Source organism: Micromonospora sp. NPDC050276 (assembly GCF_044459545.1).
Lineage (GTDB): Bacteria > Actinomycetota > Actinomycetes > Mycobacteriales > Micromonosporaceae > Micromonospora.
Genome location: NZ_JBITJA010000010.1, coordinates 197,293 through 220,526, shown reverse-complemented (window position 1 = coordinate 220,526; position 23,234 = coordinate 197,293). Strand labels below are relative to the sequence as shown.

Below are 23,234 nucleotides of genomic sequence, written 5' to 3'. Positions count from 1 at the left end.
GACAAAAGACCCGCTGAACAGGGCGGATACCGATGTAACGGAACAGGATCGCGGAGCGCTGTTTGGCCGGTCCGGCGTGCGTTCAGAGCACCCGGGTCGCCTGCTCGGCGGCGACGACCGCGTCCCGCCGGGCCGGGTCGAGGTTGGCGCTGATCACCACGGACGCGCCGACCGAGAGCGGCGCGAGCAGCCATTTCAGCGGCTGCTCGGTTTCGGCGGCGTCGACCAGCAGTCGATCACCGGTGCGCAGGTCCAGCATCGCGGCGAACTCCTGGGCGATGGCACCCCACTGGCCGTAGGTGGTGCCGTCCGCGGAGGCTGGGTCCGACGGGCGGATGGCGGTGTGGTCGGGCGTGGCGTCGCCGTGGCGGAGCACCTCGGCGGACCAGTCCAGCCAGCCCAACGGCACGTCGGCGAGGCGACCCGGGCCGGTGCCGACGAGGTAGCGGTGCGTCGCGTCCGGCACGTCCTCCAGCCAGTCGTCCTGTCGTTCGGGGGTCACGAAGACCGCGTCGAACGGACGGTCGCCGCCGGGTTCGAGCACCGCCAGGCCCGCGGTGGCGCGCGGCCGGAACGACACCGCCAGGCCCGAGGCCCAGGCGCCCAACAACACCACGGCGGTACGCCAGTGCGGAGGCAGCAGCACCGCTACGCGGCTGCCGGGGCCCAGCCCGCAGCCGTCCCGCAGCAGGCTGGCGCTGCGCGCCGCCCAGGCACCAACCTGCTGGGCGGTGAGGTCGACCCGCTCGCCGGTCGCCTCGTCGCGGTAGCTGAGCAGCGGACGCTCGACCTCGACGGGTCGGGCTGCCAGGTCGGCCGTGACGATCGGCTGCATCTGCACGCTCCCCGGGTCGACGTCGGGACCACCCTACTCAACGACTTTGGTCGTACCGGTCGTCGGCCGATGGCCGTATCGGGTGACCGGGTGGCCCGCGCACGGTGCAGGTGACCCGCGAGACGCCGCCGAGGAGCGCCGATGCCGCCCGACCCCGTCACCACCGTCGCCCTGGTCGGGGGCGCCTGGTGGCGGCTGCGTGCTTCGCCCGCTGTTCACGTCGCCGCAAGCTGATGCTCCCCGACAGGTGTCAGCCTCCGTGCGGGTACGACCTAACGGAGGAAGTCCTTGACACTCAGAAGAGCATTCACCGCGCTCACCGCAGCCGGTGTCGCCGCCGCCAGCCTGACCGGGGCCACCCCCGCCACGGCCGGCGGGCACCACCACCCGGGCGCATCGCTCGCCTTCGACCGGGTCGCCACCTACCCGGTGTTCCAGAACCGCCCGGCCGGCGAGGACCCGGCGACCCCGACGGTCGCCGAGATCTCGGCGGTCAGCGAGGACGGGCGCACCCTGATCCACACCGACGCGCTGGCCCGGCGCATCGGCTTCCTGGACATCTCCCGTGCCGACCGGCCGCGCGGCCTCGGCACCCTCTCCCTGGCGCAGCTCGGCAACGCCGAGGACGAGCCCACCTCGGTCGCCGTGGTCGGCAAGTACGTGCTGGTGGTGGTCAACACCAGCGGCAGCTACACCGCGCCGTCCGGTCGCCTCGACGTGATCGAGTTGGCCAGCCGTAAGCGGGTGGCCAGCTTCGACCTCGGTGGTCAGCCCGACTCGATCGCGATCAGCAAGGACCAGCGGTACGCCGCGATCGCCATCGAGAACGAGCGGGACGAGGAGGCCACCCCGCCCGGCGGCGAGGAGGGCGACCTGCCCCAGGCGCCCGCCGGCTTCGTGCAACTCGTCGACCTGACCGGCAGGTCTCCGGCCGGTTGGCGGCTGCGGCCGGTCGCGCTGACCGGCGCCGACGGCAGCGCGCTGCCGGCGCTGACGCAGGCCGGCCTCGCCGCGCCGACCGATCCCGAGCCGGAGTACGTCTCGATCAACAGCCGCAACCAGCTGGCCGTGACGCTCCAGGAGAACAACGGCGTCGCCCTGATCGACCTGCCCACCGGTCAGATCACCAAGGTCTTCAGCGCCGGCACCGCCACGATCAGTGGCGTCGACACCAAGAAGGACGGTGTCATCGACCTGACCGGCAACATCGCCGACGTGCCGCGCGAGCCGGACGCGGTGGCCTGGGTCGACGACCGCTATCTCGCCACGGCCAACGAGGGCGACTGGCGCGGTGGCACCCGGGGCTGGTCCGTCTTCGACAGCCGCAGCGGGCACGTCGCCTGGGACGCCGGCAACACGTTCGAGCGGCTCGCCGTCAGGTACGGGTTGCACAACGAGGACCGGGCCGGCAAGAAGGGCACCGAGCCGGAGGGCGTGGCCGTCGCCGAGTACAACGGCGTCCGGTATGCGTTCGTCGGCTCGGAGCGGAGCAACTTCGTCGCCGTCTACGACCTGGGCAACCCCACCCGGCCGGTCTTCCAGCAGCTCCTGCCGACCACCAACGGGCCGGAAGGGCTGCTGCCCATCCCGTCGCGCGGGCTGCTCGCGGTCTCCAGCGAGGAGGACGACGCCGCGGTGAACGTCCGGGCCTCGGTGTCGCTCTTCCAGCTCGGCAAGGGCAGCCCGGCCTTCCCGAGCATCGTCTCCGGCACCGACGGCGCCCCGATCGGTTGGGGCGCGCTCGGCGCGCTGAGCGCCGTCCCGGGCAAGCGGGACCAGCTCTACAGCGTCACGGACGCCGCGTACAGCCAGACCCGCATCCTCACCATCGACGCGAAGCGGACGCCGGCCGTGATCACCGGCGCGCTGCCGGTGCGGGACGCGGCCGGTGCCCCGGTCGGGTACGACGCCGAGGGCATCTTCGCCCGCCCGCAGGGTGGCTTCTGGCTCGCCGTGGAGGGTGCCAAGGGCGCGGAGAACAAGCTGGTCCGCCTCGACGCCGCCGGGGTCACCCGGCAGAGCGTCGCGCTGCCTGCCGAGGTCGCCGCCGGCCTCGGTAAGCAGGGTCTGGAGGGGGTCACCGCGACCACCGACCGGCAGGGCCGGGAGATCGTCTGGGTGGCCGTGCAGCGGGAGTTGAGCACCGACCCGGCCGGCATCGTCCGGCTCGGCCGGTACGACGTCGCGGCCGGCACCTGGAGTTGGTTCGGCTACCAACTGGGGGCGACCACGGTGCCCGGCGACTGGATGGGCCTCTCCGAGATCACCGTGGTCGGCGACCGGCTCGCGGTCATCGAGCGGGACAAGCTGAACGGCCCGGCCGCCACGGTCAAGCGGATCTACACGGTGCCGCTGCCCGGCGCGGCGGCGACCGGCCCGCTGACGGTCCTCCCGAAGACGCTCGCCGTCGACGTGCTGCCCGCGCTTCGCGCCAGCAACGGCTGGACCCAGGAGAAGCTGGAGGGTCTGACCGTGGCCGGCAACGGCGAGGTGTACGCGATCACCGACAACGACGCGGTCCAGGACGCCACCGGAGAGACGGTGCTCCTGCGCCTCGGCTCCAGCCGGAAGGTCTTCGGACACCGCTGACCCGCCAGCCGACCCGGCCCGGCGTCCACCGCTGTGGACGCCGGGCCGACGTGTGGTTGTTGACCAGGGCGCGACGCAGGTAGGCGTGCGGGTCAGCGGGTGGGCAGTTCCGGGCCGCCGTCGAGCAGTGGAGCGAGCAGGTCGCCGTACTCATCGACCCGGGCCAGGACCTCGGCGGCGGTGAACTGGCGGACGGCCGGCTTCCGGCCGCGAGCACCGGCCTCCACCTCGTCCCAGGTCAGCGGCGTCGACACCGACGGCACCGACTGGGCCCGCAGCGAGTACGGCGCCACGGTGGTCTTCGCCGCGTTGTTCTGACTCCAGTCGATGAAGACCTTGCCCGGGCGCAGGTTCTTCGCCATCTTCGACACGATCAGCTTCGGGTGGGCCTTCTCCAACTCCTGGGCGATCCGCCGGGCGTAGTCGGAGACAAGATCGGACGACTGGGTTCCGGCGATCGGGCAGCAGAGCTGCATGCCCTTCTTGCCGGAGGTCTTCGGGTACGACTCGATGCCGTCGTCGGCGAGCCGGTCGCGCATCAGGACCGCCACCGGGCAACACTCGGCGAGCCCGGCCGGTGGGCCCGGGTCCAGATCGACGACCATCATGTCCGGGTGTTCGCCGACCTTCCACTGCGGTGTGTGCAGCTCCAACGCCGCCAGGTTGGCCAGCCAGACCAGGGTGGGCAGGTCGTCGGCGACCACGTAGTCGATGGTCTCCCGGCCCTTCGTCGACCCGGGGGCGGGCAGATTTTCCACCCGCACCCAGTCCGGGGTCGCAGCCGGCGTGTTCTTCTCGAAGAACGACTTGTCGTCCACCCCGTTGGGGAACCGGATCCGGGTCACCGGGCGGTCCCGCAGGTGCGGCAGCAGCACCGGGGAGATCCGGGTGTAGTAGTCGATCACCTCGCCCTTGGTGAACCCGGCCGCCGGGTAGAGCACCTTGTCCAGGTTGGACAGCTCCAGCGCGCGGCCCTCGACGTCCACCCGTAGCCGCTCAGCCGGCATCGTCGACCTCCTCCGGAGGCTTGTCCGGGCGCAACCGCAGCACCCGGGGGAAGCGCAGCCGGCCGTCGGGGGTGCGCTGGCCGTACTTCACCTCCACCACCACCCGAGGCTCTACCCAGATGGCGCCTCGGGCATCCTCGCGCGGCACCCCCGGCGCGAACGGTGACACGCCGGAGCGCAGCGGCTCCAACTCGGCGAGGAGCTGCCGCTCGATGGCCGCGCCGATCCCGCCGCCGACCCGACCCCGGTAGATCAGCCGGCCGTCCGGGCCCGGCACCCCGACCAGCAGCCCGCCGATCCGGCGCGCGCCCGGCCGCCAGCCGCCGATGACGAAGTCGCCGGTCACCTCCAGCTTGACCTTCACCCAGTCCGGCGAGCGCACCCCCGGGCGGTAGACGGCACCGACCCGCTTGGCCATCACGCCCTCCAGGCCGTGCTCTCCCGCCGCCTCGTAGGTGGCTGGCCCGTCGGCGAACACCGGCGGCACCGCCCACCGGGGGCCACCGAGCGCGAGCGCGTCCAGCGCCTCCCGGCGGCGCTGGTACGGCCAGCCGGTCAGGTCGTCGCCGTTCAGCCGGAGCAGGTCGAAGATCATGTACGTCACCGGCATGACCGCGGCCAACCGGGCGGCCTTGTTCCGGTCCCGCACGTGCATCCGCTCGGCCAGCGCGGTGAACGACGGCTGCCCGCCCTGCCCGAGCAGCACCACCTCACCGTCGAGCAGCGCGTCGTCGACCTGCTCGGGCAGGGTGGCCAATTCCGGGTACGCGGCGGTGATCTCGACGCCGGAGCGGGCATAGAGGTGCTGACCGCCATCTGAGATGTCGGCCAGGGCGCGCACGCCGTCCCACTTGAACTCGTACGCCCAGCCGGCACCCGCCGGGAGCGGCCCGGTCATCGCGAGCATCGGCTTGAGCGGCGCGCCGGGCACGACCCGACTGTAGTAGCAGGCCGAACACCTCGCGTCCGGTTCTTTGGGATGCGAGCATGGTCGATACCGGGGAAGGGAGCGCAGGATGCGTGCCATCTGGAAGGGAGCCGTGTCGTTCGGGCTCGTCTCGATCGGGGTGAAGCTCTACTCCGCGACCGAGGAGAAGGACATTCGGTTCCACCAGGTGCACCGCGAGGACGGCGGCCGGATCCGCTACAAGCGCACCTGCTCGGTCTGCGGCGAGGAGGTCACCTACGACGACATCGCCAAGGGCTACGACATCGGCGGCGGCGAGATGGTGATCCTCACCGACGAGGACTTCGCCGACCTGCCGCTGACCAGCTCCCGCGCCATCGACGTGCTGGAGTTCGTGCCGGCCGAGCAGGTCGACCCGATCCTCTACAACAAGGCGTACTTTCTCGAACCGGAGGGCGCGGCGACCAAGCCGTACGTGCTGCTGCGCGACGCGCTGATCGACTCGGAGCGGGTAGCCATCGTCAAGGTGGCACTGCGCCAGCGGGAGCAGTTGGCCACGCTGCGCGTCCGCGAGGGTGTGCTGCTGCTCAACACCATGCTCTGGCCGGACGAGATCCGTAACCCCGACTTCGGTTTCCTCGACGAGGACCTCAAGGTGCGTCCACCGGAGCTGGCCATGGCCAGCTCGTTGATCGACTCGATGACCGGCGAGTTCGAGCCGGACGTCTTTACCGACGACTACCGGGCCGCGTTGCAGGAGGTCATCGACGCCAAGGTGGAGGGTCGGGAGGTCGTCCAGCCGGAGGAGGTCGAGGAGGCCCCGGCCGCGGCGGTGGACCTGATGGCGGCGTTGAAGGCCTCGGTGGAGCGCGCCAAGGCGGCTCGCGGTGAGCAGCCCGCCCGTGGTGGTGGCGGTGGCGGCGAGCCGACGCCCATCTCGTCGGCCCGCTCCGCCCAGAAGGCGGCCGAGAAGAAGGCCGCCAAGGCGCCCGCGAAGAAGACCGCGGCGAAGAAGACCGCCGAGAAGAAGGCGGCCGAGCCGGCGAAGAAGACCGCCGCCAAGAAGACCGCCGCGAAGAAGGCCGAGCCGGCGAAGAAGGCGGCCGCGCGCAAGACCGCACCCCGCAAGAGCGCCTGACCGTACGGCAGCGACGGCGGTGTCCGCCGGGCCGGGTACGCTCCGCCGGCCGCTGGCGACCGGAGGAGCCCCCATGCCGTACACCCCTGACCTGGACCGGTTGCTGACGCCGGGCGCCCGCTTCACCGACGAGCACGGCGGTTACCTGGTCGAGGTCCATCCGGTGGGCGACATCGTGCTGCCGACCGGCCAGGTGGTCGGGTGTGACCCGCTGGTCTGCCCGGAGGCCGAGCCGTTCACGGTCACGGTGCCACCGGGGCGGTATGCCGCCCGCGCCTGGGTGGCGGTGGTGCTGCGGGAGGACGCCGAGGTGGACCGGCGGGTGGCCGCGTTTCAGCTGGTGGTCTCCGACGAGCCGACGAGCCGCTGGGAACCGGCCGTCGCGGGCGACCAGGACGTCGCCACCCTCGGTGCGGACGACTACTTCGGGTACGGGGTGGACGCCGGCACCGGCACCTTCGCCGACCCGGCAGCGCTCGCCGTCCTGGAGAGCTGGGACTACGACCGGGTCGAGCAGGTCTTCATCCCGGCCGAGCTGCCCTCGTCCCCGGTCCCGGGGCTGATCACCGCTGTCCTGGACGAGGCCAGCGGTGCCAACGTCGTCACCGTGACCACCGGTTGGGGCGACGGCTGCTACGGCACCTGGATCGGCCGTGCCGCCGACGGTCGGGTCACCTCGTTCGTGACCGACTTCATGGTCGTCCCGGAATAACCGCCCGGGAAAGCCCTGGAACTGTCGCGTTGGGCGATCCGGGGCGTCCGCGGCGGGCACGGTAGGCCGCGGTGCGGGTACCGTGTGCGTCGGCTTTCCCCCCGGCACCGGGTGCCGGCCACACTTCGCAGCAGGGAGTCGACGACGTGAGCGAGCGGACGCAGCAGAAGGGCCCGGACCAGAGCCCGGCAACCAAGTCGGGGCGCCGCCTGGCCGCCCAGTTGGCGGAGAAGAAGGCCGCCGACGCGAGGCGCAAGCGCAACGCGTGGGCCAGCGGCCTCGCCGCCGTCGCCGTGGTCGGGGTGCTGATCGCCGTGTTCGTGACGATCGGCGGGGGCGACGACAAGGCCAAGAACCAGGCCGACGCGACCCCGTCCGCCTCCGCCCCGGCCCCCGACGAGGCCGGCGCGCCCCCCGCTCCGCAGCTGCCCGAGGGCGCCGACCCCGCGCTGGGCACCAAGCCGACGGTGACGCCGGGCACGGGCGACCTCAAGAAGCTCGTGGTCACCCCGGTGATCAAGGGCAAGGGTCCGGCCGTGCAGAAGGGCCAGAACATCACCACCAACTACGTGGGGGTGTTCTACAAGGACGGCAAGGAGTTCGACTCCTCCTGGAGCAGGGGGGAGCCGGCCACGTTCCCGATCGGCGTCGGCCAGGTCATCCCGGGCTGGGACCAGGGCCTGGTCGGCGTGACCGTGGGCAGCCGGGTGCAGCTCGACATCCCGATGGAGCTGGCGTACGGCAAGGACGCCGCCGCCAAGGGCGCTCCCGAGGGTCCGCTGCGCTTCGTGGTGGACGTGCTCGCCGCCCAGTGACCTGTCCGGGTCGTCCCGGTTGTCGCCGGGCCGCGATGGACTTGTTCACATGGGGCTTACGGCCCGTCACCCAGCGGCAGTAGGTTCGGCGTCACCCCGGGCGGTTCGCCGCCCGGGGTGAGCATCCGGACCGGGACGCGGAGGTGCATGTGACGGCGCTGGACGAGCCTGGGCGGACCGCCCGGTCGATGTGGGCGTACTTCGAGCCGGTGCACGCGGTCACCTACCTGCACCCCCGGGCCCGCGCCGCGTACGAGGCGGTCGGTCTGCGCGGCTACTGGCGCGGTTACTTCGCCGGCCGCGCCGCGCCGCTGGGCGCCACCGAGGCGGCCCCGGTGATCGCCGCCTTCTTCAACTTCGCGCCGCCGATGGTGACGCGCGCGCTGCCGGCGGTGTGGCGGTTGGCCACGCCGCAGGAGGCGCTGCGCGCCCGCCTGACCGGTGCCGTGCAGGCGCTCGCGGAGCTGACCTACGAGCTGCCGGAGTCACACCTGGCGGAGGCCGCCGACCTGCTGGAGCGGGCCGCCTCGGCGGCGCAGACCGCCGGCCGGGTGCTCGGCGCGGCCAACGCGGCGCTCCCGATCGGGGAGTATCCGTTGGCACGCCTCTGGCAGGCCGCCACCACACTGCGGGAGCACCGGGGCGACGGCCACGTGGCGGCCCTGGTGGCCGCCGGGCTGGACCCGGTGGAGACGCTGACCGGGCGGGTCGCGCTGGACGGTTCGCCACCGCAGTACCTGCTGGGCCGGGGCTGGTCGGAGGAGCAGTGGCAGGCGGCCCGCGAGCGGCTGACCCAACGGGGCTGGCTGACCGGGGACGGCGCGGCCACCGAACACGCCCGAGCCGGGTTCCAGGCCATCGAGGACGCCACCGACCGGGCCGCCGCACACCCGTGGCAGGCGCTCGGCCCCGACGACACGGACCGGCTCCGGGAGTTGCTGGAGCCTATCGCCCGGTCCGGCCACACCCTGCTCCCGGAGGGCAGCCCGCTCGGCCTACCCGCGCTGCCCGGCTGACCGGGCGCCCACCGGTCGGGCAGGATGGTCCCGTGGCAGATGCGGTGGTCTTCGACCTAGACGGCGTGATCGTGGATTCCGAGCCGGTGTGGGAGGAGGTCCGCCGGGCGTACGTGGCGGCGCACGGCGGGACGTGGCAGCCGGACACGCAACGCCGCCTGATGGGGATGAGCACCGGCGAGTGGGCCCACTACCTCAGCGGGGAGTTGGGCGTCGACCGCACCGCCGAGCAGGTCGCCGTCGAGGTCGTCGAGGAGATGACCCGACGCTACCGGGGCCACGTACCCCTCATCGACGACGCCGACCAGGTCGTTCGCCGGTTGGCCGCGCGGTGGCCGCTCGGGCTGGCCAGCTCGTCGCCGACCCGGTTGATCGAGGCGGCGCTGGCGGCGACCGGCCTGACCGACGCGTTCGGCGCGACCCTCTCCACCGAGCAGACCGAGCGGGGCAAGCCCGCCCCGGACGTCTACGTGAGCGTGGCCGGGCGTCTCGGCGTCGACCCGGCCCGGTGTGTGGCGGTGGAGGATTCGTCCAACGGGGTGCGCTCCGCCGCGGCGGCCGGGATGCGGGTGGTGGCGGTCCCGCACGGCTCGTATCCGCTCGATCCGGACGCCGCCCAGCTGGCCGTGGTGACGCTGAACGCGATCGGCGAGCTGACCCCCGAGCTGGTGGACAAGCTGGGTTGACGCGGGCCGAGCCGGGTAGAGACCACGGATGAAGGCCATCGTGTACGAGCGCACCGGCGACCCTTCGGTGCTGGAGCTGGTCGACCGGCCGGTGCCGGAGGCGGGTGCCGGTGAGGTCCTGGTGCGGATGGCGGTCTCCGGGGTGAACCCGACCGACTGGAAGTCGCGCCGCAACTCCGCGCCGGACGGCTGGCAGATTCCCGGGCAGGACGGCGCGGGAGTGGTGGAGGCGGTCGGCGAGGGGGTCGACCCGGACCTGATCGGTGAGCGCGTCTGGATCTGGGAAGCCGCCTGGCAGCGGCCGTGGGGCACCTCGGCGGAGTACACGCTGGTGCCGGTCCGACAGGCGGTACGCCTCGGTGACGCCGCGTTCGAGCTGGGTGCCGCCCTGGGCATCCCGTTCCTCACCGCGCACCGTTGTCTGACCGTCGGCGAGTTCATGCCGGACACGCTGCGGGCCGGCGCGCTGGCCGACCACACCGTGCTGGTGCAGGGCGGCGCGGGTGCGGTCGGCAACGCCGCGGTCCAGCTCGCCCGGTGGGCCGACGCCACGGTGATCGCCACGGTGAGCAGCGCGGAGAAGGCGCAGCTCGCGGCGTCGGCCGGCGCCTCCTTCGTGATCAACTATCGGGAGCAGGACGTGGTCGAGGAGGTCCGCAAGATCGCCCCCGACGGGGTCCACACCATCGTCGAGGTCGCCCCCGCCCAAAACGCCCCGATCGACGTACAGGTGCTGCGGCACGGCGGCGCGGTGTGCATGTACGCCGACGGCGGCGGTGGTGAGGTGAGCATCCCGATCCGGGCGATGATGGCGCCGAACGCCCGCTGGCAGTTCGTGCTGGTCTACACCGAGCCGAAGGCGGCCAAGGCGCAGGGCGTGAAGGACGTGGCGGCGGCGGCCAGCCAGGGTGGCATCCGGGTCGGCGCGGACGCCGGCCTGCCGCTGCACTACTACCCGCTGGCCGAGGCGGCCGCGGCGCACCAGGCAGTGGAGGACGCGACGGTGGGCAAGGTGCTCATCACCACCAGCGACGCCTGATCGGGTCGCCACCCACCTGATTTCCCCGTCAGCGGGACAGAAGCGAAGAATTTTCGCAACAATGACGGTGCGGGGTCACCCCGCGTGGAGCGGGCGGCCCCGGCGCGGTGCGAACGCCGGGGCCGCCCCTGGGGAGAGTTGTTCAGGAGTACTCCCGCCCCAACAGGCGACAGTGCCTGCCAAAACGTTACGGGGCTGTCAGCTCCCGGACAGTCAGCTCACCCCCGGCGTACCGCGAACGGACGACCTTCTTGTCGAACTTGCCCACGCTGGTCTTCGGCACCGTGTCGATGAAGGCCCAGCGCTCGGGCAACTGCCAGCGCGCCACCGACCCGGCCAGGAAGTCCCGCAACTCCTCGGCGGTCACCGAGGCACCCTCCCGGACCACCACCGTGGCCAGCGGCCGCTCGTCCCAACGCTCGTCCGGGACACCCACCACGCACGCCTCCAGCACCGCCGGGTGGGCCATCAGCGCGTTCTCCAGCTCCACCGACGAGATCCACTCACCCCCGGACTTGATCACGTCCTTGGCGCGGTCGGTCAGGGTGATGTACCCGTCCGGCGAGAGGGTGCCCACGTCGCCGGTGCGCAGCCAGCCGTCGCGGAACTTCTCCTCGTCCGGGGCGTCGTCACCGACGTACCGGGCGGTCACCCACGGCCCCCGGACCTCCAGCTCGCCCACGGCCTTGCCGTCGGCGGGCATCGGGTCGCCGGACGGCCCGACGATCCGCGCCTGCACGCCCGCCGGCACCCGCCCCTGGGTGTAGCGGTAGCGCCACGCCTGCTCACCGGTCGCACCGGCGGGCGGGCGCGAGACCGACCCCAGCGGGGACATCTCGGTCATCCCCCAGGCGTGGATGACGTTGATTCCGTGCCGCTCGTCGAAGGCGTGCATCAGCGCCGGCGGGCACGCCGAGCCGCCGACGATCACCTCGCCGAGCGAGGAGGTGTCCACGTCGTGGGCGTCCAGGTAGGCCAGCAGATCGGTCCAGATGGTCGGCACCGCGCCGGCCAGGGTGGGCCGCTCGGCGGCGATCATCTCGGCGATCGGCGCAGCCTGGAGGAACCGGTCCGGCATGATCAGCGACGCGCCGGAGAGGAAGGCCGCGTACGGCAGGCCCCAGGACATGGCGTGGAACATCGGCACGATGGCCAGCTCGCGGTCGGTCGGCCCGAGACCGAAACCCTCCGGCATGCAGACCTGCAACGAGTGCAGGTAGATCGACCGGTGCGAGTAGGCCACGCCCTTCGGGTTGCCGGTGGTGCCGGAGGTGTAGCAGAGCGCTGCGGCGTCGCGTTCGTCGACGTCGGGCCAGTCGTACGTGTCGGGGCGGTCGGCGAGCAGCGCGTCCCAGTGGTGCACGGTGATCCGATCGCCGGCGGCCGCCACCAGCGGGGCCGGGTCGCCGCCGCCGACCACCACGACGTGCCGCACCGTGGTCAGCTCACCGATCACCCGGGCCAGCAGCGGAATGAGCGTGCTGTCGACCAGCACCACCCGGTCCTCGGCGTGATTGGCGATGTAGACGACCTGGTCGGGGAAGAGCCGGATGTTGAGCGTGTGCAGCACCGCGCCCATGCTCGGCACCGCGAAGTAGGCGACCAGGTGCTCGTTGTTGTTCCACATGAAGGTGGCGACCCGCTCGTCGCCGGTCACCCCACAGTCGTCGCGCAGCGCGTGTGCCAGCCGGGCGGCGGCCCGCCCCACCTCGGCGTACGTCATCCGGCGGGGTTCGGCGCCCGTCCAGGTGACCACCTCGGCCGTGCCGTGCACCCCTGCGCCGTGGTCGAGGATCCGGGAGATCTGCAGGGGAGCGTCCATCATCGTGCTACGCATGGGTAACAAGCTAGTGTCGGCGGTCACACGTTGGGAACCCCCGTAAGTTGTCGCAGGTGAGCATCTCCTGGGCCGACTCATACGTGGGGCAGTTGCGCGCGCTCGCCGGGGACCGGACGCTGATGTTCGTCGGCGCCCGCGCCGTGGTCAACGACGACGCCGGACGCATCCTGCTGATCAGACGCTCGGACAACGGCCAGTGGGCCATGCCGGCCGGCGCGATGGAGCTGGGCGAGTCGATCGCCGACTGCGCGGTGCGCGAGGTCCGCGAGGAGACCGGGCTGCGTGCGCTGCGGGTCTGCGCGTTCGCCCTCTACACCGGCCCGGACCGGACGAGCACCAACATGTACGGGCACACGTACCAGGTGTTCACGACGGCCTTCAAGGTCGAGGAGTGGGACGGGCAGCTGACCCGGGTCACCGACGAGACCACCGACGCCGGCTTCTTCCCTCGCGACCGGTTCCCCGCCCCACTCTCCGCCTCCGTCGCCGAAACCCTCGCCGACCTGGACGTCTTCGAACAGACCAACCGGCTCATCCTCAAGTAGGTCGGCCCCGGAGTCACCGACCCCGGGGCCGTGTCTCACTGCGGCAGGCGGACCCCCGCCTGACCCTTGATCGACTCGCGCTCACCGGAAGTCTGGGCATCCTCGGCGTCCGGACACCCCGACCTTCGGTGAGCGCGAGTCGATCAAAGGCGTGGTGAGATCAGCCGGCCGCACTCAGATCATCGTCTGGGACTTGGCCTCCATGTCCGCGGCGGCCTCCTCCTTGGATTCGCGGGTCAACGGCTTGCCACCGGGCGCCGGGGCCTCCCCGCCGAGCGGATCCGCGCCACCGGTGGCGCCCTTCGGGCCGGCACCACGCAGTTGCGTGTTGGGCAGCGTCAGGCAGACCACCACCGCCACGATCGCGATCAGGCCGGCGGTCAGGAAGACCATGTCCAGCGCGTCGACGAAGGCGCCCTGGATGGCCGCGCGTACCGGCCCCGGCAGGGCCAGGATGGTGGCCGGATCGTTGATCGAGATGTTGGCGCCGCCACTCGCCGCCACGGCCGCCTGCTCCTGCGGCGGGAGCTGCGCGATCGCGCCGGGCAGCCGGTCGGCGAGCCCACTCGTCAGCCGGGACGAGAGCACCGTACCGAGGATCGCCACCCCGAACGAACCGCCCAGCGACCGGAAGAAGGTCGCCGAGGAGGTGCCGGCTCCCAGGTCGCGTACGGAGACCGCGTTCTGCACCGCCAGGATCAGCGACTGCATACACAGACCCAACCCGACGCCGATCACCACCATGAACCCGAACGCCAACCAGAGCGAGGTGGCCACCTCCAGTTGGGTGAACAGGAACATGCCGACCAGCAGGGTCACCGAGCCGGCCACCGGAAACCACTTGTACCGACCGATCCGGGTCATCGCGCGGCCGGTCAGAATCGAGGTGATGATGATGCCGGCCATCATCGGCAGCATCAGCAGACCGCTGCGGGTCGGCGAGGCGCCCTTGACGATCTGCAGGTAGAGCGGGATGAAGATGATCGAACCGAACATCACCAGACCGATGACGAGCAGGGCCGAGTTGGCCAGTGCGAAGGTGGCGCTGCGAAACAGCCGCAGCGGCAGGATCGGCTCGGCCACCCGGGCCTCCTGGAGGACGAAGAGCACCCCCAGCACCGCACCGACCACGAAGAGCGTGATGATCACGCCGGAGCCCCAGGCGTACTCGTTGCCACCCCAGCTCAGCGCGAGCAGCAGGGAGCTCACCCCGGCGACCAGCAGGCCGGCGCCCAGCCAGTCGATCGAGTGGTCCCGACGTTCGAACGGGATCAGCCGCATCACGTGATAGCAGACGACGATTGCCAGAATCGCCAGCGGCACGTTGATGTAGAAGATCCACCGCCAGTCGGTCTCCGCGAAGTAACCACCCACCAGCGGTCCGGCGATCGACGAGATCCCGAAGACCGCGCCGAACAGGCCCTGGTACCGACCACGCTCCCGGGGTGACACCACGTCCGAGATGATGGTGAACGCGAGCGTCAGCAGACCACCGGCGCCGAGACCCTGGATACCCCGGGTGACGATCAGCTGGGTCATGTTCTGCGACAGCCCGGCCAGCAGCGACCCGACCAGAAACGTCCCGATCGAGAAGAGGAAGACTGGTCGGCGCCCGTACAGGTCGGCCATCTTGCCGTACAGCGGTGTGGACGCGGTCGAGGCGAGCAGGTACGCGGTGACCACCCACGAGTAGTGGTTGATCCCGCCCAACTCGCCCACGATGGTCGGCAGCGCCGTACCGACGATGGTCTGGTCGAGTGCGGCCAGCAGCATGCCGGTCATCAGGCCGAACATGAGCAGCCGGATCTGCTGACGATTCAGCACCGGTGCGTCGGAGGCTTCGGTGGTCATGTGCCCTTCTATCCCGCCACCCGCAGAACATGCGCCAAACCACAAAAAACCCCACCCCCCACCCCCCTTCCCCGGGGTTGATCAAGAGGTTTGCGTCATGCGGACGGCATTTCTTGACGCAAATCTCTTGATCAACAAGGGTGAGAGGGGGTGCGGCTGGGTGGGGGTGGGGGGTTTAGGCGGGGGTGAAGGTTTTGGTGATCTGGGCGCAGAAGGCGGGGAGGTCGTCGGGCTTGCGGCTGCTGGTCAGGTTGCCGTCCGTGACGCACTCCTCGTCTACCCAGGTGGCGCCGGCGTTGGTCAGGTCGGTCCGCAGGGTGGGCCAGGAGGTGATCCGCCGGCCCCGCACCACGTCCGCCTCGATCAGCGTCCACGGGCCGTGACAGATCACCCCGACGGGCTTGCCCGCGTCGAAGAACGCCTTCACGAACCGCACCGCGTCCGGGTCGCCCCGCAGGAAGTCCGGGTTCGCCACCCCGCCGGGCAACACCAGCGCGTCGTAGCCAGCGGCGTCCGCCTTGTCGACGGTCACGTCCACGTCGTAGGTCTTGGAGTGGTCCAGGTGGTTGAAGGACTGGATGGACCCGGGCTTCAGCGAAACCAACTCGGTCGTTGCGCCGGCGTTCTCGACCGCCTCGCGCGGCTGCACGTACTCGACCTCCTCGACGCCGTCGGCGGCCAGGAAGGCGATCCGCTTGCCCTGCAATGTCGCTGCCATCTCGATACATCTCCTTTCCGGGGGTACCTCAATCCCCTTCCCGCCCTCGAACGCCCGAAACAGGTCGGACAGGTTCGGACCGGTCAGGCGGCGTCGAAGGCGGCCTGACCAGCGGCGGGGCCGGCCGCCGCGCAGGTTTGCCCGGCAGGCCGCTGGGGACCCGGGGAGGCATGGCAGGAGCAGCAGCGGAACAGCGCCGGCTCGCCACCGTCGTGGAGAGCTGGCTCGGACGCCCAGTCCTGATCGTCGGTGACGCCATGTTGGACGAATGGCGCTTCGCCGACTCCGACCGGCTCTGCCGGGAGGCACCCGCCCCGGTCCTCACCCTGCGTCGGCGCATCTCCGCGGCCGGCGGGGCCGCGAACACCGCCGTCAACGTCGCCACCCTCGGCGGCCGGGCGGTGCTGGTGGCACCGGTCGGCGCCGACGTCGCCGGCGACGAGCTACATGACTGCCTGGACCGCGCGGGCGTCTGGGACCGCACGGTCAACCAGCCCGGACGGCCCACCCCGGTGAAGCGGCGGATGTTGGCCGGCAACCAGATCCTGCTGCGCGAGGACTCCGGCGACCCGGAGGACTCCCTGGACCACGACGGCGTGGCCCGACTGCTCACCGCCCTGAGCTGCGCCACCGAAGAGTTGCGCGCCGCCGCCGGCGGGGAGGCGCCGACCCTGGTGGTCTGCGACTACGGCCTGGGCGCGCTGCCCGCGCCGGTCCGCGCGTGGCTGGTCGAGCACCGCGAGCGGTACGCCACGGTCGCGTTGGACGCCCACGATCTGGCCGACTGGCGGGGTCTCGCGCCGACCGTGGTCACCCCCAGCTTCGCCGAGGCGACCCGACTGTTGGCCCGTGCCGGCGGTACGACCCGCCCGACTGGCGGGACCGAACTGCACCTGGAACATCCCGAGAGCGACCCGGTCGACGGGCCGTCCGAGATGACCGCCGGCGTGGCCCCGGGCGGGGTACGCGCCGACGACCTCATCGCAAGCGCCAGCGGCCGTCCCGGGCCGGTCGGTGAGCCCACCCCGGGTGAGGGCCGGGTGGCCCTCACCGGCGACGGGCTCAGCGTCACCGGCACCGGCGTCACCGTGAACACCCGGGCCGGTGAAGGTGTCGACCGAGCCGTCCTGGCCGAGTCCCGCCTGGCCGAGCTGCGCGCGCACACCGGTGCCGATGTGGTCGCGGTGACCCTGGACACCGAGGGCGCGGTGGTCGGCGGCACCGACGGGGAGCCGCGACGCAGTCACAGCACCCCGGTGCCGGCGAGCCACGCCGTGGGTGCCGGTGACGCATACCTGGCGGCGATGACGTTGGCCCTGGCCGCCGACGCGCCACTGCCCACCGCCGCCCAGCTCGCCCAGTTGGCGGCCACCATCACCGTCTCGGACACCGGCACCTGCGTGTGCCGGCGGGACGACCTGCTGGCCGCCCTCGACCAGCCGACCGACACCACGGGCCACCCCGCGCTGGTCGGCGGCGACGAGCTGGACGCGATCGTCGCGGAGTACCGCGAGGCGGGCCGGTCGGTGGTGTTCACCAACGGCTGCTTCGACGTGCTGCACCGCGGGCACGTGCGCTACCTGGAGCAGGCCCGCGCGTTGGGCGACCTGCTCATCGTGGCGATCAACTCGGACGGCAGCGTACGACGACTGAAGGGCCCGGACCGGCCGGTCAACCCGGTGGAGGACCGGAGCGCCCTGCTCGCCGCGCTCGCCTGCGTGGACCACGTGGTGGTCTTCGAGGAGGACTCGCCCGCCGCACTGATCGAGGCGGTCCGCCCGGACGTGTACGTCAAGGGCGGCGACTATCCGCCGGAGCTGGTGCCGGAGGCGCCACTGGTGCGCCGGCTGGGCGGTCAGGTGCGCACCCTGGGGTACGTGCCGGACCGGTCCACCTCGGCGATCATCGAGCGGATCCGGTCGCACAGCCAGGACCCGTCGCCACACACCAACGACCCGGCACCCGACCCGTCGCTGCGCACCCGCACCCAGGCGTCGTGAACCGGCCGCTCGACCTCGGCAGCCCCGAGGACTTCCGCGCCGACCGGCTGGTCGACGTGCTCATTCCGACCCGGAACCGCCCCGCTGAGCTGGCCGTCACCCTGGGCGGGCTCGCCGCCCAGGACGGGCTGCCCGGCTTCGGTGTGGTCGTCAGCGACCAGTCCGATGGGGACCCCGCGTACGCGCATCCCGCCGCGGCCACCATGGTCCGGGCGTTGCGTCACCGGGGGCACCCGGTGCTGCTGACCCGCCGGCTGCCCCGCCGGGGGTTGGCCGAACACCGGGCGTACCTGCTCGCCGCCTCGGCCGCCCGGTACGTCCTCAGCCTCGACGACGACATCTGGCTGGAACCGGGGGCGCTGCACCGGCTGGTCACCGCGATCGGTGAGCTGGGCTGCGGGTTCGTCGGCAACGGCGTGCACGGGCTCTCGTACACCGACGACGTGCGGCCGGAGTCGCACGGGCACTACGAGGAGTGGGTCGGCCCGCCCACGCCGGAGCGGATCCGACCCGACACCCCGCAGTGGCACCGGGCCCGGATCCACTCGGCGGCCAACCTGCTGCACATCACCGAGCAGTTGGCGTTGCCCCCGGGCGCGTGGCGGGCGTACAAGGTCTCGTGGATCGGCGGGTGCGTGCTCTACGACCGGGCCAAGCTCGTCGACGCCGGTGGCTTCGACTTCTGGCGTCGGGTGCAGGAGAAGCACCAGGGCGAGGACGTGGCCGCGCAGCTCGCGGTGCTGGCCCGCCACGGCGGGGCGGGCATCCTGCCCAGCGGCGCGTACCACCTGGAGTCGCCCACCACGGTCACCGACCGGGACGTGGAGGCGTGGGAGGTCATCCTCGCCGAGGAGGACACCCCGCAGCCGGCCTGAGCGCCGTCACCGTGCGGCCAGCAACTCCCGGGCGGCTTCCAGGACCTCGGCCACCGGCACGTCGGTGACGAACGAATCCCGGTGCGGGCACTCCCCGTCGCCCGGCCGGTGCGGATAGATGCCCGGCGTGCAGTCCACCCCGCAGACCGGGCAGTGCACGGTCCACGAGCTGATCGGCCGGTGCCGCCCCCGCAACGGGCTGGCCCCGTTGATCAGGTTGCCGACCCAGAAGATCCCCACCGTGGGCGCACCCACCGCGGCCGCCAGGTGCAGCGGGCCGGTGTCGTTGGAGACGACCAACGCGCAGTCGGTATAGCAGCCCACCAGCCCACCGAGGCTGAGCGTGCCCACCTGTGGGCGCACCGGCACCTGCGCCGCGGCGACGACCCTGTCCACCACCTCCTGCTCGGACGGCGTGCCGGTGACCAGCACCTCGTAACCGTCCTCGTGCAGTGCACGGGCCACCTCGGCGAAGCGCTCGGCGGGCCAGCGGCGGCGGGTGTCGGTGGCACCCGGATGCAACGCCACCCGGGGACGACCCGCCGGGCCAAGCACCCGGGCTGCCTCGGCCCGGTCGGCGTCGGTCACCGCCAGCGTCGGCGTGATGGTGGTGGCTGGCGCTCCCACCAGCGCCACCACCTCCAGGTACCGGATCACCTCGTGCTGGTAGTAGACGTAGCGGATCCACCGGTCCAGCGGCGGCGCATCGTCGCTGCGCAGACCGACGGTCAACCGGGCACCGAGCCGGCTGACCAGCGGATTGGAGTTGGCACCCCCACCGTGGAGCTGCACCGCCACGTCGAACCCCGCAGCGGCGGCAGCGGCCAGGAAGTCGTCCATCGACGACTCCGGCTCGCCCGGCTCCGGCGTACGGATGCCGGGCACCGGCGGCACCACCAGCACCCGGTCCACCGGGCCGGGCCGGTCGCGCCAGAGCTTCGCGTGCCACGGCGCACCGAGCAACACGATCTCCGCCGAGGGGTACGCGTCACGCAGCGCATCCAGCGCCGGCAGGGTGAAGATGAAGTCGCCGAGCGCGTTGGCGCGCAGCACGGCGATCCGCCGCACGTCGGGAAGGCGCTCGGAGGTCGGGCCGAGCATGGACGGGGAGACCACGCGGCCGCTACGGCCGGTCGATCTCGCCGACGGTGTCCGGGTGGTGCAGCTCCCGGTCCGCAGCGGGATCGGCCGGCATCGGCGTACCCGTGGAAAGGTCGCCGGAGCGCGGCCCGGTGCGGCCCACGGTGATGGTGCGCGGCGCGGGCCGGGACGCGCGAGGCAGGCGGACCCGGAGCAGGCCGTGGTCCATGACCGCGTCGATGGCGTCCGGGTCGACCCGTGCCGGCAGGTTGACGCGGTACTCGAAGCCGCGCGTCTCGAAGCCGCCGGGGATGCCCTGGTCGGCGTTGACCTCCGCCTCCGAACGGGCGCGCACGCACAACTCACGGTCGTCCAACTCGACCGCCACCTCCTCCGGCGCCACCCCGGGCAGCCGGACGACGACCTCCCAGCCGTCCGAGGTCTCGGTCAACTCGACGTCGGACGTCCCGGCGCGACCTCCGACCAGGCGGCTCAACTCGGCGCGCAGCGACTGCAACTCGCCCATCGGGTCCCAGCCCTGCTGCCGGCTGCCCCGCCACCCCCGGCCGAAGCCACCAAACTGCTGCTCGCTCATCACACCTCTCCGATCCGCTGCTTGGCCGTCGGCGGCCGTAGTGAGCTGGGCGCATCCAGGCCGGCGTCGCGGTCGACGCCCACACCGAGCCGGTCGACCAGCTCGCCACCGAGCCAGGCGCTGATGCCGAGGATCGCCACCGCGACCACCTCGATGGCGACCAGTGCCCCGCCGGCGGCCCGGGACTCCGCGTTGAGCCGCACGGCCCACACGGCGGCGAAGAGCAGGATCACCGCGACGTTGGCGCCGGCGTGCAGCAGGCCCACTCGCTTGGCACGGGTGCCGGTCGGGATCGCCAGCAGGTCGAACGAGCCGGCCGCCGCGGCCAGCAGGCCGCCGATCAGGCCGACGGTGATGTTCCAGTACGCGACCTCGCCGAGGAAGTCGGGACCACCCACGGTGTCCACCACGTCGAACAGCACCGCCGTGGCCAGCAACGCGACCGGGAACATGACCAGCATCGGATGGACTGGGTGGCCCAGTACCTTGAGTCGGCTCTCCATCTCCCGGCCTCCACTGGTCGGATCCTGCGGAACGGTCTCGTGCGACGAGCGGGTCGGGTGAGGCCGTACCCCCGGCAACCAGGCACAAACCTCGCGCTGGTCAGGGCGGCCTAGGCTGACGACGGTGGTGCCCGCCACCGGGTCAACGGCTGAGGGAGGATCAACGTGACGGTGGAGATCACCTCGCACGAGGAGTTACGCGAACTGCTCGGCGAACCGAACACGCGGGCCGCCAACAAGGACCGCCCCCGCCTGCACGAGCGGGACCGCGACTGGCTGGCCGCCTCGCCGTTCTGCCTGATGGCCACGGCCGGCGCGGACGGCAACTGCGACGTCTCCCCCAAGAGCGACCCGGCGGGGTTCGCCCTGGTCCTGGACGACACGACCATCGCGCTACCCGAGCGGCCGGGCAACCGGCGGGCCGACGGCTACCGCAACATCCTCGACAACCCGCACATCGGGTTGCTCTTCCTCATCCCCGGTCGGACCGACACGCTACGGATCAACGGGCGGGCCCGCCTGGTCAGCGACGCGCCGTGGTTCGACGACATGGTGGTCAAGGGACACCGGCCGGTGCTCGCCGTGGTGGTGGAGATCGAGCAGATCTTCTACCACTGCGCGAAGGCGTTCCTGCGGTCCGCGCTGTGGCGGCCCGAGACCTGGCAGCCCGACGCACTACCGTCCCGGGCACGCCTGATCAAGGAGGTCGAAGCGCCGACGGAGAGCCTGGAGGACCTGGAACGGCACTACGGCCCGGAGTACGCGTCGAAGATCTACGTCTGATCACGCCGCTGCTCTAGCGTTGCCGCCATGAGCGTCGACGGTTGGCTGGCCGACACCCGTACCTCCTACGACACGGTGGCGGTCAGCTACGCGCGTCTGGTACGTGACCTGCTGGCGGAGGCACCCCACGAGCGAGCCGCTCTGGCGTCGTTCGCCGATGTCGTGCGGGGCGTCGGTGGCGGGCCGGTCGCGGATGTGGGCTGCGGGACGGGGCGCATCACCGCCTACCTGCACACGCTCGGCGTCGACGCCTTCGGGATGGATCTGTCGCCCGGGATGATCGCGGTGGCCCGCCGTGATCACCCTGAGCTGAGGTTCGAGGTCGGCTCGATGATCGACCTCGAACTCGACGATGCCTCGCTCGCCGGCCTGGTCGCCTGGTACTCCCTCATCCACGTCCCCGACGACCAGATCGGCACGGTGTTCGCGCACTTCCGGCGGGTGCTGCGTCTCGGTAGCCCGCTGCTGATCGGCTTCCACGTGGGTGACGAAACGACACTCAAGACGGAGGGCTACGGCGGCCACCCGATGAACGTGTACGTCCATCGTCGTCAGCCAGCCCAGGTGGCGGCCCGGCTGCGTGAGCACGGCTTCACCGTCGAGTCGCAGCAGACCGTCACCTCGGCGGAGAGCCGGCTCGGCGGGATCATCCTCGGACGACGCGAGCGCTGAACACCGTTGTCAACTTCCTCCGGCCCCTGCTAGCTTAAAAACTGCGAACGATGTTAGCAGTTAACCCGATTCGAGTGGGGGACCGATGACAGACGACGCGCGGCCCGTCTGGGTGCTCGGTGGCGGTGGAGTGGCTGGCATCGCCTGGGAGACCGGAATCCTCGCCGGCCTCGCGGATGAGGGAGTGACGGTGTCCCCGGAGGCTGTCCTCGTCGGCACCAGCGCCGGAGCTGTCGTCGGCGCCCAGATCAGCAGCGGCACGCCGCTGACGGAACTCTTCGAACGCCAGCGCGAAGGCGTTGCCCACGAAACCTCGGCCACCCTCGGCTTCCTCGACCTCCTCCGGCTCGCGCGGGCACAACTGTTCGCCCGCAGTCCCGAGCAGGCCGCTCGCCGCCTCGGGCGGCTCGCTCTCTCCGCGCGCATCGACGACCCGTCGCGGCACCGTCGGATCGCCGAGGCTCGACTGCCCGACCACGCCTGGAAGGACGCGGACCTACGCATCATCGTCGTCGACACCGAGTCGGGTGCCAGTCGCACCATCACCCGGCACGACGACGTACCCCTCGTGGACGCCGTCGCCGCGAGCTGCGCCATGCCGACCTCCGCCGCTCCAGTCGCCATCGAAGGTCGCCGCTACATGGATGGGGGCATGCGGTCGACCCTGAACCTCGACCTCGCCCCCGGCGACGGACCGGTGATCGCCCTCGCGCCGAGCACCGCCGCGATCGGCCCGTGGGCGCGCATTGACAAGCAGCGCGCAGCGCTGGGTACGGGCCGCCGGGTGGAGCTGCTGCTGCGGGACGCGGCCTCCAAACGAGCGCAGGGGGCCAGCGTGATGGACCGATCCATCGTGCCCGCGCTCGTGTCCGCAGCCCGCGACCAGGGCCGACGCGAGGCGTCTCGGGTGGCCGCGGCCCTGTCCACGGCCAGCCATCCATCGCGACGGCGCGTTCGCCGTCCTACCGCATCCAACAAACCGTTACCAGGTTCAGGCATAGCTGAATTAACACCGCCGGGGCCGTGAC

At 71.8% G+C, this 23,234-nt stretch carries 22 protein-coding genes; 13 read left to right on the top strand and 9 right to left on the bottom strand.

Annotated elements, in window-relative coordinates:
* Positions 1-82 precede the first annotated feature (82 nt).
* Positions 83-835 (bottom strand): TIGR03089 family protein, encoded by a 753-nt coding sequence (locus ACIBF8_RS23145; protein ID WP_396785518.1) that lies wholly within the window; start codon positions 833-835, stop codon positions 83-85.
* 288 nt (positions 836-1,123) lie between these two features.
* On the opposite strand from ACIBF8_RS23145, the gene ACIBF8_RS23140 reads away from it, so the two are divergent.
* Complete coding sequence (locus ACIBF8_RS23140) at positions 1,124-3,424, top strand: esterase-like activity of phytase family protein (RefSeq protein ID WP_396785516.1); 2,301 nt, start codon at positions 1,124-1,126, stop codon at positions 3,422-3,424.
* 92 nt (positions 3,425-3,516) lie between these two features.
* Here ACIBF8_RS23140 and ligD (ACIBF8_RS23135) read toward each other — a convergent pair whose 3' ends face one another.
* Both ligD (ACIBF8_RS23135) and ligD (ACIBF8_RS23130) read right to left on the bottom strand, forming a co-directional pair.
* A complete protein-coding gene (ligD, locus tag ACIBF8_RS23135; RefSeq protein WP_396785513.1) occupies positions 3,517-4,431 on the bottom strand; it encodes a non-homologous end-joining DNA ligase in 915 nt (304 codons plus the stop codon).
* Complete coding sequence (gene ligD / locus ACIBF8_RS23130; RefSeq protein WP_396785511.1) at positions 4,421-5,362, bottom strand: non-homologous end-joining DNA ligase; 942 nt, start codon at positions 5,360-5,362, stop codon at positions 4,421-4,423. Before ligD (ACIBF8_RS23130) ends, ligD (ACIBF8_RS23135) begins: the two co-directional genes overlap by 11 nt.
* A gap of 85 nt (positions 5,363-5,447) precedes the next feature.
* Here ligD (ACIBF8_RS23130) and ACIBF8_RS23125 point away from each other — a divergent pair, with 85 nt between their 5' ends.
* The 6 genes from ACIBF8_RS23125 (at position 5,448) to ACIBF8_RS23100 (ending at position 10,744) form a co-directional block, all read left to right on the top strand.
* Positions 5,448-6,476, top strand: a complete 1,029-nt coding sequence (locus ACIBF8_RS23125; protein ID WP_396785509.1) for a Ku protein — start codon at positions 5,448-5,450, stop codon at positions 6,474-6,476.
* Positions 6,477-6,549: 73 nt separating this feature from the next.
* On the top strand, positions 6,550-7,188 hold the full coding sequence (locus ACIBF8_RS23120; protein WP_396785507.1) for a DUF4241 domain-containing protein: 639 nt from the start codon (positions 6,550-6,552) through the stop codon (positions 7,186-7,188).
* 146 nt (positions 7,189-7,334) lie between these two features.
* Positions 7,335-8,003 (top strand): FKBP-type peptidyl-prolyl cis-trans isomerase, encoded by a 669-nt coding sequence (locus tag ACIBF8_RS23115; RefSeq protein WP_396785505.1) that lies wholly within the window; start codon positions 7,335-7,337, stop codon positions 8,001-8,003.
* A 188-nt stretch (positions 8,004-8,191) separates the two neighbouring features.
* Positions 8,192-9,019: a hypothetical protein gene (locus ACIBF8_RS23110; protein ID WP_396785543.1), complete on the top strand. Its 828-nt coding sequence runs from the start codon at positions 8,192-8,194 to the stop codon at positions 9,017-9,019.
* 32 nt (positions 9,020-9,051) lie between these two features.
* On the top strand, positions 9,052-9,705 hold the full coding sequence (locus ACIBF8_RS23105; RefSeq protein ID WP_396785503.1) for an HAD family hydrolase: 654 nt from the start codon (positions 9,052-9,054) through the stop codon (positions 9,703-9,705).
* 28 nt (positions 9,706-9,733) lie between these two features.
* On the top strand, positions 9,734-10,744 hold the full coding sequence (locus ACIBF8_RS23100; RefSeq protein ID WP_396785501.1) for an NADPH:quinone reductase: 1,011 nt from the start codon (positions 9,734-9,736) through the stop codon (positions 10,742-10,744).
* Positions 10,745-10,931: 187 nt separating this feature from the next.
* Here the strand turns inward: ACIBF8_RS23100 and ACIBF8_RS23095 are convergent, their stop codons facing one another.
* Positions 10,932-12,566 (bottom strand): fatty acid--CoA ligase, encoded by a 1,635-nt coding sequence (locus tag ACIBF8_RS23095; protein ID WP_396785541.1) that lies wholly within the window; start codon positions 12,564-12,566, stop codon positions 10,932-10,934.
* A gap of 71 nt (positions 12,567-12,637) precedes the next feature.
* On the opposite strand from ACIBF8_RS23095, the gene ACIBF8_RS23090 reads away from it, so the two are divergent.
* The gene (locus ACIBF8_RS23090; protein WP_363609188.1) at positions 12,638-13,129 is read left to right on the top strand and encodes an NUDIX domain-containing protein; all 492 of its coding nucleotides are present in this window, start codon (positions 12,638-12,640) and stop codon (positions 13,127-13,129) included.
* 174 nt (positions 13,130-13,303) lie between these two features.
* Here ACIBF8_RS23090 and ACIBF8_RS23085 read toward each other — a convergent pair whose 3' ends face one another.
* Together ACIBF8_RS23085 and ACIBF8_RS23080 are read right to left on the bottom strand one after the other, a co-directional pair.
* Positions 13,304-14,980, bottom strand: a complete 1,677-nt coding sequence (locus ACIBF8_RS23085) for an MDR family MFS transporter (RefSeq protein ID WP_396785499.1) — start codon at positions 14,978-14,980, stop codon at positions 13,304-13,306.
* Positions 14,981-15,155: 175 nt separating this feature from the next.
* Positions 15,156-15,698, bottom strand: coding sequence for a type 1 glutamine amidotransferase domain-containing protein (locus tag ACIBF8_RS23080; protein WP_396785497.1), 543 nt, complete (start codon positions 15,696-15,698; stop codon positions 15,156-15,158).
* A 170-nt stretch (positions 15,699-15,868) separates the two neighbouring features.
* Between ACIBF8_RS23080 and rfaE2 the strand changes: the two genes are divergently transcribed.
* Positions 15,869-17,698: a D-glycero-beta-D-manno-heptose 1-phosphate adenylyltransferase gene (gene rfaE2 / locus ACIBF8_RS23075; protein ID WP_396785494.1), complete on the top strand. Its 1,830-nt coding sequence runs from the start codon at positions 15,869-15,871 to the stop codon at positions 17,696-17,698.
* Complete coding sequence (locus ACIBF8_RS23070) at positions 17,695-18,573, top strand: glycosyltransferase family 2 protein (RefSeq protein WP_396785492.1); 879 nt, start codon at positions 17,695-17,697, stop codon at positions 18,571-18,573. Before rfaE2 ends, ACIBF8_RS23070 begins: the two co-directional genes overlap by 4 nt.
* 6 nt (positions 18,574-18,579) lie before the next feature.
* Here ACIBF8_RS23070 and ACIBF8_RS23065 read toward each other — a convergent pair whose 3' ends face one another.
* The 3 genes from ACIBF8_RS23065 to ACIBF8_RS23055 are packed head-to-tail and all read right to left on the bottom strand — an operon-like array spanning position 18,580 to position 20,751.
* Positions 18,580-19,689, bottom strand: coding sequence for a glycosyltransferase family 9 protein (locus ACIBF8_RS23065; RefSeq protein WP_396785490.1), 1,110 nt, complete (start codon positions 19,687-19,689; stop codon positions 18,580-18,582).
* A 7-nt stretch (positions 19,690-19,696) separates the two neighbouring features.
* Positions 19,697-20,248 (bottom strand): Hsp20/alpha crystallin family protein, encoded by a 552-nt coding sequence (locus tag ACIBF8_RS23060; protein ID WP_396785488.1) that lies wholly within the window; start codon positions 20,246-20,248, stop codon positions 19,697-19,699.
* Positions 20,248-20,751, bottom strand: a complete 504-nt coding sequence (locus ACIBF8_RS23055) for a DUF2231 domain-containing protein (protein ID WP_396785486.1) — start codon at positions 20,749-20,751, stop codon at positions 20,248-20,250. Before ACIBF8_RS23055 ends, ACIBF8_RS23060 begins: the two co-directional genes overlap by 1 nt.
* Before the next feature lie 165 nt (positions 20,752-20,916).
* On the opposite strand from ACIBF8_RS23055, the gene ACIBF8_RS23050 reads away from it, so the two are divergent.
* The 3 genes from ACIBF8_RS23050 to ACIBF8_RS23040 all read left to right on the top strand — a co-directional run bounded on the left by ACIBF8_RS23050 (position 20,917) and on the right by ACIBF8_RS23040 (position 23,233).
* On the top strand, positions 20,917-21,534 hold the full coding sequence (locus tag ACIBF8_RS23050) for a pyridoxamine 5'-phosphate oxidase family protein (RefSeq protein ID WP_396785484.1): 618 nt from the start codon (positions 20,917-20,919) through the stop codon (positions 21,532-21,534).
* A gap of 27 nt (positions 21,535-21,561) precedes the next feature.
* Positions 21,562-22,206, top strand: coding sequence for a class I SAM-dependent methyltransferase (locus ACIBF8_RS23045; protein ID WP_396785482.1), 645 nt, complete (start codon positions 21,562-21,564; stop codon positions 22,204-22,206).
* Positions 22,207-22,291: 85 nt separating this feature from the next.
* On the top strand, positions 22,292-23,233 hold the full coding sequence (locus ACIBF8_RS23040; protein ID WP_396785480.1) for a patatin-like phospholipase family protein: 942 nt from the start codon (positions 22,292-22,294) through the stop codon (positions 23,231-23,233).
* Position 23,234 lies beyond the last annotated feature (1 nt).